Raw genomic sequence first — 14,334 nt, forward strand, 5'->3', positions numbered from 1 at the left:
CGATCAACCGTCATTGCCGCCTATGATTACACTTGATATCGCCACCGTGCTGCTTCTGTACCAGTCATCGCTGTTGGTCGGCGCGGCGGTGTTTCTGATTGCGCGGCGGCGATCCTCGACCTCGGGCTTCGGTATGCTGGCAGCGGCGTTTTCGCTGGTCGGGACTGGCGGTGTCCTGGCCGGTTTTGGCGAGCAGGCCATGCTGCCGAAAGCCGTCTGGACCCTGGGCAGCCTGTCCGCCGGGGTGGTCGGGCATGGACTGCTGGTTTTGGGGATGGAACGTCTGCGCTCGGGGCGCCTGCCCCGCGGCTGGCGCCTGCTGGTGCTTTATCCCGTTGTGTTGTGGGTCGTCGCCGGGATCACCGATTTCCATCTGGACAATGGGCTTCGCGCCACTGTCTTCCATCTGAACGGCGCGCTTTGCCTGCTTCTGGCGGCTCGGATCGTGACCCGGCTCCGGCGGGTCGAGGCGCTGCCATCCTGCCTGCCGCTCCAAACCGTGCTGGTGCTCAGCGGAGTGTCATTCCTGATGGGCGCCGGCGCGATCCTGTTCGTCGCGGAATTCGTCCACTGGCTGGCGTTGGAATTCGCTGTCCAGATTCTGGGCAATTTCGCCATCGCGGTCCTGATCTACAGCGTCGCGACCGACCGGGCGGAGCGCCAACTCGCCCTGTTGGCCGAGTTGGACAGCCTGACCGGCATCGGCAATCGCCGCTGGCTGGACCGGATGCGGCCGAGCCGCCTCAGCCCCGGCGACAGCGTTTTCTGCATCGACCTCGACCACTTCAAGCGGGTCAATGATAGGTTCGGCCATGCCACCGGCGACACGGTGCTGGTCGCCGTGGCGGCGACGTTGCGGAACCTGAAACGCCCCGACGATGTGCTGGCGCGGATGGGAGGAGAGGAGTTCCTGCTGTTCCTGCCGGAACTGCGGAGTGCCGACACGCTGGCGGTGGCGGAGCGGATCCGCGAAGCCATCCAGGCGATCCCATTCCAGCAGCAGGGCACGGTGCTGGGGGTGACGGCCAGCATTGGCGTCGCCCAGGTCGGCCGCCCAGGGGAACGGTGGGACGACCTCGTCCATGCCGCCGACATGGCGCTGTACGACGCCAAACGGGATGGCCGCAACCGTGTCGTGCACGCGGTACGGGCTCCACAGGATCCGGTGCCGGCGTAAGGCTGCGAAAGGCGGCTGCGCGACCCTGCAATCCGCCGGTTACATAGCCGATATCGCCGACCGGGGACCTAGTCGCTCCCCGGCTGAGGCATGGCCGAAGCATGAGCATCGACCAGCGCGATTTCGATCCGCTCCTTGCCCTTGCCGGTGTTGCGACGCTTGAGCGTCAGCGCGCCGATCTCGCCCGTTCGGCGCAGGTGGGTGCCGCCGCAGGGAACCCGGGCGAAGCCGGGGATCTCCCAGAAGCGGCGCTCGGCGGCCTCGTCGCTGAAGCCGCTCAGGATGGGGGTGTCGGCGGTGACGATGCGCGCCGCCTGCCCGGCGAACTCGGGCAGCAGCGGGGTCAGCGGCTCGTTCCAGGCGAAGTCGATGCGGGCCTTGTCGGCGGCGATGTGGGCGCCGATCTTGTCGATGCCGGGCAGGCGGGCCATCACCAGTTCAAGCACGATCTCGGCCGCGAAATGCAGGCGCATCAGCCGGTAGCGGCGCACCCAGTCGATTGTCACCGCAACCGAGTCGCCGGGAGCCAGCCCGTGGCCGGGCGCAAGCCTGTAGCGGATCTCGCGGCCGTCCTTGCGGGCCTCCAGCACATCGAAACCGCCGATCGTGCCGGCGTCGCTCTCCTGCCCGCCGGACAGCGCGTAGAGGATGGTGGCCTCCAACGTGACCTCGTCGCCGTCCACCTCGGCTATGCGGGTGTCAAGGCGGGTGCGGTAGGGATCGTCCCAGAACAGCTTCCGGGTCATGGAGGACCTCGCGTAACCTAACGGATCGGTTTGTGTCGCGGATGGACAGTCCGCCCGCCCACACGGCCGTATAATAGACCGGTCTTGATGAAATGCCCGGAAAAGCGTTGTCGCGCGGATGGGGCAGATGCTTGCTCCGGCGCAACCGGAAGGCTTGCTCCGGTCCCAGTGCCGGGTCATGCTCACGCCCCCGCAGATTGCGCGTCCTGAAAGGTGAAGCCCGATGTCCGACCTGACTCTGGTGATTGGGAACAAGACTTATTCATCCTGGTCGCTGCGCCCCTGGCTGGCGCTCAAGCAGGCCGGGCTGAGCTTCGCCGAGACCGTCATCCCCCTGCGCCAGCCCGACACCGCCGCGCGCATCGCCGAGCATTCGCCGTCGGGCCGCGTGCCGTCCCTGATCCATGACGGGCTGACCGTCTGGGACTCGCTGGCGATCTGCGAATATGTGGCGGAACTGGCGCCCCAGGCTCACCTGTGGCCGGCGGACCGGGCGGCGCGGGCGGTGGCGCGGGCGGTGTCGGCGGAGATGCATTCCGGCTTCGTCTCCCTGCGCAGCACCATGTCGATGGACCTCAAGCGCGACCGCAAGGGCCAGGGCATGACCGAGGCGACCGCCGCCGACATCGCCCGCATCGAGGCGCTGTGGGCCGATGCCCGCAGCCGTTTTGGCGGCCCTGCGGGTGGACCGTTCCTGTTCGGCACCTTCACCATCGCCGACGCCATGTTCGCCCCGGTGGTGACGCGGCTGGAGACCTATGGCGTCGCGGTATCGCCGGAGTCGCGCGCCTATATGGACGCGGTGCTGGACCTGCCGGCGATGCGGGAGTGGATCGCGGCGGCCAAGGCGGAGCCGTGGGAGTTCGAACCGTGAGGGATGCGGGCTTTACAATCAGGCCGGCCCAGCCGGAGGATGCCGAGGCGGTCGGCGAATTGCTCCGGGCCTCCTACCCGCCGCTGATGGCCGCCGGCTATCCGGCCGACGTGCTGGATCGCGCCCTGCCGGCGATGATGAAGGCCAACCCGCTGCTGCTGCGGTCGGGCACCTATCATCTGGCGGTGGCGGATGACGGCGCCGCGGAGAGCGCCATAGTCGGCTGCGGCGGCTGGACCCGCGAGCCGCCGGGGCCGCCCTGCCAGCCGGTCGACCCGACGGTCGGACACATCCGGCATTTCGCCACCCATCCCGGTTACCTGCGCCGGGGCGTCGGCACCGCCCTTCTCGGCCGCTGCATCGCAGAGGCGCGTACCGCCGGCGTCCGCCGGTTGGAGTGCCTGTCGAGCCTCGTCGCCGAGCGGTTCTATGCGTCGGCCGGCTTCCGTCCCGTCGGCCGCCGGTCGGTGATCCTGGCGCCGGGCGTGCAGTTCGACAGCATCGTCATGGCGCTGGAGCTGTCTGCAGGGGGCTGACGCGGCGGCAAACGAGAAACGGCGCGCCGTCCTGCCGGATGGCGCGCCGTTTTCGTATGCAATTCTTGAAGATCCTCGCTGCGCATCCCCCTCACCCTAACCCTCTCCCCGCTTTCGGCGGACCTTTGGTCCGCCTGTCGCGTCAGCGCAAACTCCGTTTGCGCGTGAGCGGGGGGGAGAGGGGATGCTCCGCTCCTTGTGGGAGAGGGAGGGGAGAGGGCGTTTATCACTCCGCCGGGATGGCGCGCGGCAGGATCACCGGCACGGCCAGACGGTGCAGCATCTCCTTCGGAACCACCTGCCAGAAGTGGCCGAGCTCGCGCTGCCAGTCGTTGAGGATCTCGGCGGCGAAACGGCTCTGCGTCTCGGCGACGTGCTCCTCGATCAGGGCGCGGAGCTGGGCCTCGTAATGGGGCACCTCGATCCGCTGGAAGATGACGCTTTCCTCGTTGATGTGCAGCGGCAGCGAGTCTTCCGGGTCGTACAGGTAGGCCATGCCCCCGGTCATGCCGGCGGCGAAGTTGTCGCCGACCTTGCCCAGGATGACCGCCGTGCCGCCCGTCATATACTCGCAGCCGTTGGAGCCGCAGCCCTCCACCACCACGGTGGCGCCGGAGTTGCGCACCGCGAACCGCTCACCCGCCTGACCGGCGGCGAACAGCTTGCCGGCGGTGGCGCCGTACAGCACCGTGTTGCCGATGATGGTGTTCTTGTTCGACTCCAGCGGGCTGCTGGTCGCCGGACGGACGACGATGGTGCCGCCCGACAGGCCCTTGCCGACATAGTCGTTGGCGTCGCCCATCACCTCCAGCTTGATGCCCTGGACCGCGAAGGCGCCCAGGGACTGGCCGGCGGTGCCGCGCAGGCGGACGGTGATGTGGCCGGGCTGCAGCCCGAACATCCCGAACTTCCGCGTCACCATCGAGGACAGCCGCGTGCCAATGGCGCGCTGCGTGTTGCGGGCGTTGTAGGCGAGCTGCATCTTCTCGCCCTCCTCGAACAGCGGGCGGGCATCGGCGACGATGCGGGCGTCCAGCGTGTCCGGCACCTCGTTGCGGCCCTGCAGGGTGCAATAGCGGGCGTTCTCTCCCGGATCGACCTGGGCCAGCAGCGGGTTGAGGTCGAGGTCGTCCAGATGGGCGCCGCCGCGGCTGACCTGATGCAGCAGGTCGGTGCGGCCGATCACCTCGTTCAGCGAGCGGAAGCCCAGGCGGGCCAGGATCTCGCGGACCTCTTCGGCCAGGAAGGTGAAGAGGTTGACGACCTTCTCCGGCGTGCCGACGAACTTCTCGCGCAGCTTCTCGTCCTGGACGCAGACGCCGACCGGGCAGGTATTGGAATGGCACTGCCGGACCATGATGCAGCCCATGGCGATCAGGCTGGCGGTGCCGATGCCGTACTCTTCCGCACCCAGCATGGCGGCGATGACGATGTCGCGGCCGGTCTTCAGGCCGCCGTCGGTGCGCAGCCGCACGCGGTGGCGCAGCTTGTTCAGGGTCAGGACCTGATGCACCTCCGACAGGCCCATTTCCCAGGGCAGGCCGGCGAACTTGATCGAGGTCTGCGGGCTGGCGCCGGTGCCGCCGGAATTGCCGGAGATCAGGATGATGTCGGCATTGGCCTTCGCCACGCCGGCGGCGATGGTGCCGATGCCCGACCGGCTGACCAGCTTCACCGTGACCTTGGCGTCCGGGTTGATCTGCTTCAGGTCATAGATGAGCTGCGCCAGATCCTCGATCGAATAGATGTCGTGGTGCGGCGGCGGGCTGATCAGCATGACGCCCGGCGTCGAGTGACGCAGCCGCGCGATCATCTCCGTCACCTTGAAGCCGGGCAGCTGGCCGCCTTCGCCGGGCTTGGCGCCCTGGGCGACCTTGATCTCCAGCTCGCGGCACTGGTTCAGGTACTCGGCGGTGACGCCGAAGCGGCCCGATGCCACCTGCTTGATGGCGGAGTTCCAGTTGTCGCCGTTCTTGTCCGGGCGGAAGCGCGCCGGATCCTCGCCGCCCTCGCCCGAGTCGGACTTGGCGCCGATGCGGTTCATGGCGACGTTCAGCGTGCCGTGCGCCTCGGGCGACAGGGCGCCCATCGACATGCCCGGCGTGATGAAGCGCTTGCGGATGGAGGTGATGCTCTCCACCTCGTCCACCGGAACGGCGGCCTTGGTGGTGCGGAACTCCAGCAGGTCGCGCAGCTGCATCGGCGGCCGCTTGTTCACCTGCTCCGAATACTTCTTGAAGGTGGTGTAGCTGTCGTTGGTGACGGCCTGCTGCAGGGTGTGGATGATCCCACCCTCCCAGCCATGGCGGTCGCCCGACTTGCGGAAGCGGTAGAAGCCGCCGACCGGCAGGGGCAGCGCCTCGCCGGCATAGGCCAGCGCGTGCTGCTCCAGCACCTTCTTCTGGATGCCGTTCAGGCCGATGCCGGAGATGCGGCTGACCATCGCCGGGAAATGCTCGGCGACCAGGGCGCGGCTGAGGCCGATGGCCTCGAAGTTGCCGCCGCCGCGGTAGCTGCTGATGACCGAGATGCCCATCTTGGACATGATCTTCAGCAGGCCGTCGTCGATGGCCTTCTTGTAGTTCGTCATCGCCTTTTCCAGCGACAGCGAACCGAGCAGGCCGCGGCGCTGGCGCTCGGCCACCGCCTCCTGCGCCAGATAGGCGTTGACGGTGGTGGCGCCGACGCCGATCAGCACCGCGAAGTAATGGGTGTCCAGGCATTCCGCCGTGCGCAGGTTCAGCGAGGTGAAGGTGCGCAGGTTGGAGCGGATCAGGTGGGTGTGGACCGCACCGGTCGCCAGGATGGCCGGGATGGCGGCGCGGGCCGGGCCCATCGCCTCGTCGGTCAGGATGACGTGGTTGGCACCGCCGCGCACGGCGTCCTCCGCCTCCTGGCGGATGCGGCGCAGGGCGTCGCGCAGCGCGTCCGGGCCGGCATCGACCGGGAAGGTGGCGTCGATCTCCGCCGCCGTCTCGCCCATATAGGCGCGCATGGCACGGAATTCGGCGGTGGTCAGCACCGGGCTGTCGAGTTGCAGCAACCGGGTCTGGCTCTCATCCTCGTCCAGGATGTTGCCGAGGTTGCCCAGACGCGTCTTCAGGCTCATCACCCGGCGCTCGCGAAGCGAGTCGATCGGCGGGTTGGTGACCTGGGAGAAGTTCTGGCGGAAGAAGTGGTGCAGGCCGCGATACTTGTCGGACAGCACGGCGATGGGGCTGTCGTCGCCCATCGAGCCGACGGCCTCCTTGCCGTCCTCCGCCATCGGGTGGAGGATCAGCTCCATGTCTTCCATGGCGAGGCCGAAGGCCATCTGGCGACGGCGCAGCTCCTCCTTCTCCATCTCCGACGCCTCGCCCTTCAGCGCGGCGGTCTTGACCAGCTCGTCCAGGTGCGTGGTGTTCTTGACCCACTGGCCCCAGGGCTTCTGGGCGGCCAGATGGTCCTTCAGCTCACGGTCGTTGAACAGCTTACCGGCCTGGAGGTCGACGGCGATCATCTCGCCCGGGCCGAGGCGGCCCTTCTCGACCACCTGGTTCTCCTCGATCTTGACCATGCCGGTCTCGGAGCCGCCGATGATCAGGCCGTCGGTGGTGATGGTGTAGCGCATCGGGCGCAGGCCGTTGCGGTCCATGCCGCCGACGACCCAGCGGCCGTCGGTCATGGCGAGCGCGGCCGGGCCGTCCCACGGCTCCATCACCGAGTTGCAGTAGGCGATCAGCGCCTTGTGGTTTTCCGGCGTGGTCTGCGAGCTGGTCAGCGCCTGCGGCACCAGCATCATCTTGACCATCGGCGCGCTGCGGCCGGCGCGGACCATCACCTCGAACACGGTGTCGAGCGCGCCGGAGTCGGACAGGCCGACGCCGATCACCGGCTTCAGGTCGCCCATGTTGGCGCCGAACACCGGATGTTCCATCCGCGTCTCGTGCGCCTTCATCCAGTTGACGTTGCCCTTCAGCGTGTTGATCTCGCCGTTGTGGGCGAGCATGCGGAAGGGCTGGGCCAGCGGCCAGGTCGGGAAGGTGTTGGTCGAATAGCGCTGGTGGTAGATGGCGAAGGACGACTCGAAGCGGTCGTCGGTCAGGTCCGGGTAGAAGGTGGACAGCTGTTCGGCCAGGAACATGCCCTTGTAGATGATCGAGCGCGCCGACAGCGAGCAGATGTAGAAGTCGCTGATCTGCTCGCCATGCACCGCCTTCTCGATCCGGCGGCGGATGATGTAGAGGTCGAGTTCGAACTGCTCGTCCGACACGCCCTTCGAATTGCCGATGATGATCTGCTCGATCTCGGGCCGGGTGGCGTTGGCCTTCTCGCCGATGATGTCGACGTTGATCGGCACCTGACGCCAGCCATAGATGTAGTAGCCGAAGGCCAGGATCTCGGTCTCGACGATGCAGCGGCAGGCTTCCTGGGCGTCCAGGCTGATGCGGGGCAGGAAGACCTGGCCGACCGCCAGGTTGTTCTCCGGCGGGGTGTGGCCGATGACCTTGACGTGGTCCTTGAAGAACTTCTGCGGCACCTGGACATGGATGCCGGCGCCGTCGCCGGTCTTGCCGTCGGCGTCCACCGCGCCGCGGTGCCAGACCGCCTTCAGGGCCTCGATGCCTTTCTCGACCACCGAACGGCGGGGCTTGCCGTCGATCGCGGCGATGAAGCCGACGCCGCAGGCGTCGTGCTCGTCGGCCGGATTGTAGGCGTGCGCAGTGGTCAGCGCCGCGGCGTTGGCGCGGAAATCGGCGACGAACTGCTCACCCTGGTTCAACGAGCCCTGGTTAAACTCGGCGGTCATGGAACGACCCTTTCACAGTCTGGACGTTGACCTGGGGGGCCGAAGGGAAGGCCCCCTGGGGTAGACGGTGTTCTAATAGTGGAAGGAATAAGCGCCTTACTCGGCGGCGACCGCCAGCTTCGGCGCGCCGACGGTCTGGGCGTAGGCGTGCATGGCGTCGGCGGCGTCGCGGCCGTCGCGGATGGCCCACACCACCAGCGAGGCGCCGCGAACGATGTCGCCGGCGGCGAAGACGCCGTCCAGGCTGGTCATCTTGGTGCGGTGGTCGACCAGCAGCGTGCCCCAGCGGGTGACGGTCAGGTCCGGCGAACCGAACATGCCCGGCAGATCCTCCGGCTCGAAGCCCAGCGCCTTGATGACGAGGTCGGCCGGCTCGGTGAACTCGGAACCCTCGATCACCTGCGGGGTCTGGCGGCCGGTGGCGTCGGCGACACCCAGATGGATGCGGACGGCGCGGACGCCGGTCACCACGTCATCACCGGTGAAGGCCTCGGGAGCGGCCTGCCAGACGAACTCGACGCCCTCTTCCTCGGCATGCGCCACTTCGCGCTGCGAGCCGGGCATGTTCTTGCGGTCGCGGCGGTACAGGCACTTGACGGAGGTGGCGCCCTGGCGGATCGCCGTGCGCACGCAGTCCATCGCGGTGTCGCCGCCGCCGAGAACCACCACCTTCTTGCCGGCGGCGTTCAGCGAGCCGTTCTCATACGCCTCGACCGTATCGCCCAGCCCGACCTTGTTGGAGGCGGTCAGGTAGTCCAGCGCCGGCACGATGTTCTTCAGCCCCGCGCCGGGAGCCTTGATGTCGCGGGCCTTGTAGACGCCGGTGGCGATCAGGATGGTGACGTGGCGCTCGCGCAGCTCGGCCAGCGAGGCGTCGCGGCCGACCTCGAAATTCGGATGGAAGATGACGCCGGCATCGGCCAGACGCTGGACCCGGCGGGCGACGACGTCCTTCTCCAGCTTGAAGCCGGGGATGCCGTAGACCAGCAGGCCGCCCATGCGGTCGTAGCGGTCATAGACATGGACCTCGTAGCCCTTGGCGCGCAGTTCCTCGGCGGCGGCGAGGCCGGCCGGGCCGGCGCCGATCACGCCGACCGACAGGCCCAGCTCGCGGGCCGGCTTGCGCGGCTTGACCCAGCCGTTTTCCCAGGCGGTGTCGTTGATGTACTTCTCGACCGAGCCGATGGTGACGGCGCCGTGGGTCGACTGCTCGATGACGCAGTTGCCCTCGCACAGGCGGTCCTGCGGGCAGATGCGGCCGCAGATTTCGGGGAAGTTGTTGGTGGCCTGGGAGACCTCGTAAGCCTCCTCCAGCCGGCCCTCGGCGGTCAGCTTCAGCCAGTCCGGAATGTTGTTGGAGACCGGGCAATGCACCTGGCAGAAGGGAACGCCGCACTGCGAGCAGCGGTTGGCCTGCTCGCCGGCGCGCTCGTCGCTGAAGCGGGCGTAGATCTCCGCGAAGTCCTGGCGGCGGTCGGCGGCAGACCGCTTGTCGGGCATCTTCTGCGCGGTGTGCACGAAGCCCAACATTTTCTGGTTCGCCATGACATCTGCTCCTTCGCTTCGCGGCCCCGCCGTCTCTCTCGGGGGCATCGCCTTGCTGGGCCTGACCGGAGGCTGCGGCGTTGGCCTACACCGACCGGCTGGGTTGAAATCGAACGCCCGCAAAGTGGCGGACGCTCGTCATATAACGCATGAGCCGGGCCTGCGGAAGCACAAAAGCACCGATAGGTCCGGTTTATTGACCTTTTCCTCCGCAAGGCTGGAATGCGTGGGCGTAGCAATGGGGTGTCACAAAAACGAGACAGAAAATTAGTCTCGAAACAGGACTATCGCCCGAATAGGGGTACCGAGCCCTCGCCGTCGCCAAGCAAGGCCGTGGCCTGCTATAAGCACCGCAACATCCACCCTGCCGAAGGCTGCGTGCCGCGATGATGATCGATCAATATCTGGACGCCACACTCATGGGGCTGGTGGAGGGGCTGACCGAGTTCCTGCCCGTCTCCTCGACCGGCCACCTCATCATGCTGGACGAGCTGCTGGGCTTCCAGGGACCGCCCGGCAAGGTGTTCGAGGTGGTGATCCAGCTCGGCGCCATTCTGGCGATCTGCGTGGTCTATTTCCACCGGCTGTGGCGAGTTGCCACAGGGCTGAAGGACGATCCGGGGGCGCGGCGCTTCGTCATGGCGGTGCTGATCGCCTTCCTGCCGGCGATGGTGCTGGGCGCCGGCCTGCACGGCATCATCAAGTCGGTGCTGTTCAACCCCACCGTGGTCAGCATCGCGCTGATCCTGGGCGGCATCGCCATCCTGCTGGTGGAGCGGCTGATCCCGGTCGCCCGCTATCACCAGATCGAGAATTTCTCCGCCCCGCTGGCGCTGAAGATCGGCTTCTGCCAGTGCCTGGCGCTGGTGCCGGGCGTGTCGCGCTCGGGCGCCAGCATCCTGGGCGCGCTGCTGATGGGCGTCGACCGCAAGGCGGCGGCCGAATTCTCCTTCTTCCTGGCGGTGCCGACCATGGCCGGCGCCACCGTCTACGACCTGTACAAGAACTGGTCGGTGATGAGCCTGGACAGCGGCCTGCTGATCCTGGTCGGCTTCGTCACCGCCTTCATCGCCGCCGCGCTGGTGGTGAAGACGCTGGTCGATTTCGTCGGCCGCTACGGCTTCACCCCCTTCGGCTGGTACCGCATCGCCATCGGCACCGGCATGCTGGCGTTCCTGTATCTGTGATGCCGCCGACGCCCGGCGGGGAGCTGCCGGGCGTCGGGTGTCCGGCCTTTGGGTCATACCATTCTTCCGAGCGAAGCCCGGTTCCCGGCGCCGTCGACACGAAGCAGGCGCTTGCCGCGCCACACCCGCAATAGTGGCACGAACCGCCGGCTCATTGCAAAGGTGGGGGTAACCGCATCATGCGGCCGCAACCTACCTGGCAAGGCTGGCTATACAGGATCGAGTCTTGCCGACCGATTGCGCTCGGAAGGGCCGGCGACGCCGACGGTATGATGCGATGCATCCGTGATCGACCGCTTGGCGATCGACCGCTTGGCTTTTCCGATTTCCCTTCCCGAACCCGGGCGGAGGTGCGGCAATGCGACCACCCACTGCGCCTGACGGCCGGACCGCGGCAATCCCGGCCGGGATGGGAGCCCGGGTCCGCAGGCTGACGACCCGCCTGAACCAGTACATCGCAACCGGCAGACGCAATCCCGTCTGGTTCGCCATGTTCATCTTCGGTCGCTTCACCCTGGCCCGCAGGCTCGCCTGGGGCATACGGTCGCCGTCCCGGCGGCGATCCCGGACCGACCATCCCACCATCTTTCCCGCCGTCGATGTGGAGGCCGCCGTCCGGGACCTGCGCGTCGACGGCATCCATCCCGGGCTGATGCTTCCGCGGACGACGCTGGCGGAGATCCTGCGCTTCGCCGAAGCCCGCCGCTGCTACGCCAATTCCGATCCGAACCGGGCGATCAGGGTCAACCGCGGCGGGGACGTGCATTTCGACGGCCCGCCTCCCTTGATCGCCGACTATCACGGTCAGGTCTTCGACTGTCCCGCCATCCGGCAATTGGCGACCGACGGAACCCTCACGCGCATCGCCACGGCCTATCTCCGGAGCGAACCGCAACTGACCCGCTGCCGGTTGTGGTGGAGTTTCGTGGCCCCCGACAGTCCGGCCGAACTGCGCAACACCTTCTCCCAGGACGCCTTCCACTTCGACATCGACGACTGGGCCTGCCTGAAATACTTCTTCTACCTGGTCGATGTCGACGACGGTGCCGGTCCGCACCGCGTCATCCGCGGCAGCCACCGCAACCGCCGCCTCCGCCACCAGTTCACCATCTTCAAGGGGCAGTCGCTGGCGTCGCTGACGAAGGTCTATCCCGCCCGCGATTTCCTGACGATCACCGGTCCGGCGGGCTTCGGCTTCGCGGAGGATCCCTTCGCTTTCCACACCGGGACCGTGGCGACGGTCCGGCCGCGGCTGATGCTGGAGGTGGAGTACGGCGTGTCGCAACTGCCGGTCGCCGGTCGCTATGGATCGCCGCAAGGCTGAGTATCGGACGGCTCCGCGCGGCCGGATCAGCGCGTTCGCGGCACCGCACGGGCCGCGGCGGCGGCCATGCCCAGCGCCAGCAGCGCGATCAGCGCGAAGGCGGTGGCGAGGCTGGTCGCCTGGGCGATGAAGCCGACCAGCGGCGGGCCGGTCAGCACGCCGGCATAGCCCATGGTGGACACCGCGGCGACCGCATGGTCGGGATGTCCGGTCTCCACCGCGCCGGCCGTGCTGAACAGCACCGGCACCATGTTCGACAGGCCGATCCCGGTCAGCCCGAAACCGGCCATCGCCAGCAGCGGCGATCCGCCGGCCACCGTAGCCGCGGCCAGAACCAGCCCCAACCCGGACGCGGCCAGCAGCCCGCCGCCGCGCATCAGCGTCGCCCCGCCGAAGCGGTGGCGCAGCCGGTCGCCGCTGAACCGCCCCGCCGCCATGGCGGCGCTGAACACGCCGAACCCCATGCCGGCGATCGAGGCCGGCGCGCCGAGGTCGTCGCGCAGGTGAATGGCGCTCCAGTCCAGGATGGCGCCCTCGCTCATGAAGGACAGGGCGGCCAGCAGCCCCAGCAGCAGGGTCTTGCGGTCGGGCAGCACCAGCCCGCCGCCGCCGGCATTGCGGTCGGGCAGGAAACGCCCCTGCAACGCCAGGAAAAGGACGAGCAGCCCGGCCGACACCAGACCGGCCTGTGCCGCCGCCGGCATCAGCGGCAGCAGCAGCCCGCCGAGCCCGGCGCCCGCCAGCCCGCCCAGGCTCCACATCCCGTGCAGCGACGACATGATCGGCCGGCCGAGCCGCCGCTCCACCAGCGCGCCCTGTGCGTTCATGGCCACGTCCATGGTGCCGCCCGACGCGCCGAACAGCGTCAGCGCGATGCACAGCGTCACCACGTCCGGCACCAGCGCCGGCAGCGGCAGCAGCCCGGCGAACAGCAGGGCGGTCACCCGCGTCACCGGCGCGCTGCCGATCCGCCCCAGCAGCGGGCCGCTGGCGATCATCGCCGTCAGGGCGCCGACGGCAAGGCACAGCAGCGCCGCCCCCAGCACCGCCGGGCTGAGATCCAGCCGGTTCTTCAGCAGCGGGATCTGAGTCGCCCACACACCGAAGACGGTGCCGTTCAGGAAAAAGGCGGCGACGGTGGCCCAACGCGCGGCGGACGCCTGTTCCACCATCCGCCCCGACACGCCCCGGATATCCTCTGCGCCCGTCATCGCCGTTCCCGCCACAGTTGAACCGCCGACATGACGGCGCCATGCCGGGAATTCAAGCGACGATGGGGCAGGCGTGCCATGCCGGAAACCGGCGGGAACTCTTCAATGCTGCCACATCCGGACGGCCGACAGCAGCAGGATCGCCGCCAGCACCGGCAGCAGCAGCCAGTCCGGCACCACGCCCAGCAGCAGCCCGCCGATGAGGGCGCCGGCCAGCGACCCGGCCGCCATCAGCATGACGAAGCCGCGTTGCCGGACCAGCAGGACCAGGCTGCGGTCGCGGGCGTAGCGGGAGAAGCCGACGACCATGGTCGGCAGGCTGACCGCCAGCGACAGGCTGCCCGCCAGCTTGAGGTCCACTCCGAACAGCAGCACCAGCGTCGGGATCAGCAGCTCGCCGCCGGCCACGCCCAGCAGCGAGGCGACGACCCCGATGGCGAAGCCGGCCAGCATCCCGGCGATGGTCAGCGCCGGCCCCTCCAGCAGCGGCCCCGCCCCGCCCGTCAGGCCATGGCCGAACAGCAGCGCGGCTGCGATCAGCGCCAGCAGCGCGGCCATCACCCGCTGCAGCCGGGCGGCGTCCATCCGCATCGCCCATCCCGCGCCGATCCAGGCGCCCAGCAGGCTGCCGGCCAGCAGGGTGGCGACCACCGCGCCGTTGGCGGCGACGAGGCCCAGCGGCACCGTCCCGGCGCGCAAGGGCAGGGCGGCGGCGACGACGACGAGGCTCATCGCCTTGTTCAGGATGACGGCGTCCAGTGCTGCGAAGCGGAAGACGCCGATCAGCAGCGGCAGGCGGAACTCCGCCCCGCCCAGCCCGATCAGGCCGCCCAGCGTGCCGATGACCGCGCCGCAGGCGAAGGCGGCCGGCGCGCGCAGCCTGGAGAACGCAAAAGCCCCGGCGCGGGGGCCGGGGCTTTCGGGAGTCATGGGACCGGACCCGCC

General features: G+C 68.5%; 10 protein-coding genes. 5 read left to right on the forward strand and 5 right to left on the reverse strand.

Annotation, left to right across the window (positions count from 1 at the left end; all coding sequences use genetic code 11):
• Positions 1 to 22: 22 nt before the first annotated feature.
• Positions 23 to 1,177 (forward strand): GGDEF domain-containing protein, encoded by a 1,155-nt coding sequence (locus B9N97_RS13085; RefSeq protein WP_085087084.1) that lies wholly within the window; start codon positions 23 to 25, stop codon positions 1,175 to 1,177.
• A gap of 68 nt (positions 1,178 to 1,245) precedes the next feature.
• Here B9N97_RS13085 and B9N97_RS13090 read toward each other — a convergent pair whose 3' ends face one another.
• Complete coding sequence (locus B9N97_RS13090; protein WP_085087086.1) at positions 1,246 to 1,923, reverse strand: alanyl-tRNA editing protein; 678 nt, start codon at positions 1,921 to 1,923, stop codon at positions 1,246 to 1,248.
• 223 nt (positions 1,924 to 2,146) lie between these two features.
• Between B9N97_RS13090 and B9N97_RS13095 the strand changes: the two genes are divergently transcribed.
• Together B9N97_RS13095 and B9N97_RS13100 are read left to right on the forward strand one after the other, a co-directional pair.
• Complete coding sequence (locus tag B9N97_RS13095) at positions 2,147 to 2,797, forward strand: glutathione S-transferase family protein (protein ID WP_085087088.1); 651 nt, start codon at positions 2,147 to 2,149, stop codon at positions 2,795 to 2,797.
• Positions 2,794 to 3,333 carry a GNAT family N-acetyltransferase gene (locus tag B9N97_RS13100; RefSeq protein ID WP_244560703.1) on the forward strand — a complete coding sequence of 180 codons (540 nt, stop codon included), beginning with the start codon at positions 2,794 to 2,796 and terminating at the stop codon, positions 3,331 to 3,333. The genes B9N97_RS13095 and B9N97_RS13100 overlap by 4 nt, the downstream gene beginning before the upstream one ends.
• A 226-nt stretch (positions 3,334 to 3,559) precedes the next feature.
• On the opposite strand, the gene gltB is transcribed toward B9N97_RS13100, so the two are convergent.
• Positions 3,560 to 8,122 (reverse strand): glutamate synthase large subunit, encoded by a 4,563-nt coding sequence (gltB, locus tag B9N97_RS13105; RefSeq protein ID WP_085087090.1) that lies wholly within the window; start codon positions 8,120 to 8,122, stop codon positions 3,560 to 3,562.
• Positions 8,123 to 8,218: 96 nt separating this feature from the next.
• Positions 8,219 to 9,667, reverse strand: a complete 1,449-nt coding sequence (locus tag B9N97_RS13110; RefSeq protein WP_085087092.1) for an NAD(P)-dependent oxidoreductase — start codon at positions 9,665 to 9,667, stop codon at positions 8,219 to 8,221.
• Positions 9,668 to 10,053: 386 nt separating this feature from the next.
• Here B9N97_RS13110 and B9N97_RS13115 point away from each other — a divergent pair, with 386 nt between their 5' ends.
• Both B9N97_RS13115 and B9N97_RS13120 read left to right on the forward strand, forming a co-directional pair.
• A complete protein-coding gene (locus tag B9N97_RS13115) occupies positions 10,054 to 10,854 on the forward strand; it encodes an undecaprenyl-diphosphate phosphatase (RefSeq protein WP_085087094.1) in 801 nt (266 codons plus the stop codon).
• A 358-nt stretch (positions 10,855 to 11,212) separates the two neighbouring features.
• Positions 11,213 to 12,178 (forward strand): phytanoyl-CoA dioxygenase family protein, encoded by a 966-nt coding sequence (locus tag B9N97_RS13120; protein ID WP_143266691.1) that lies wholly within the window; start codon positions 11,213 to 11,215, stop codon positions 12,176 to 12,178.
• Positions 12,179 to 12,204: 26 nt separating this feature from the next.
• On the opposite strand, the gene B9N97_RS13125 is transcribed toward B9N97_RS13120, so the two are convergent.
• The gene (locus tag B9N97_RS13125) at positions 12,205 to 13,389 is read right to left on the reverse strand and encodes an MFS transporter (RefSeq protein ID WP_085087098.1); all 1,185 of its coding nucleotides are present in this window, start codon (positions 13,387 to 13,389) and stop codon (positions 12,205 to 12,207) included.
• A 102-nt stretch (positions 13,390 to 13,491) separates the two neighbouring features.
• Entirely contained in the window at positions 13,492 to 14,319 is an 828-nt protein-coding gene (locus tag B9N97_RS13130; RefSeq protein WP_085087100.1) for a sulfite exporter TauE/SafE family protein, read from the reverse strand.
• Positions 14,320 to 14,334: the final 15 nt, after the last annotated feature.

This window comes from Azospirillum oryzae (assembly GCF_900177515.1).
Classification (GTDB): domain Bacteria; phylum Pseudomonadota; class Alphaproteobacteria; order Azospirillales; family Azospirillaceae; genus Azospirillum; species Azospirillum oryzae_A.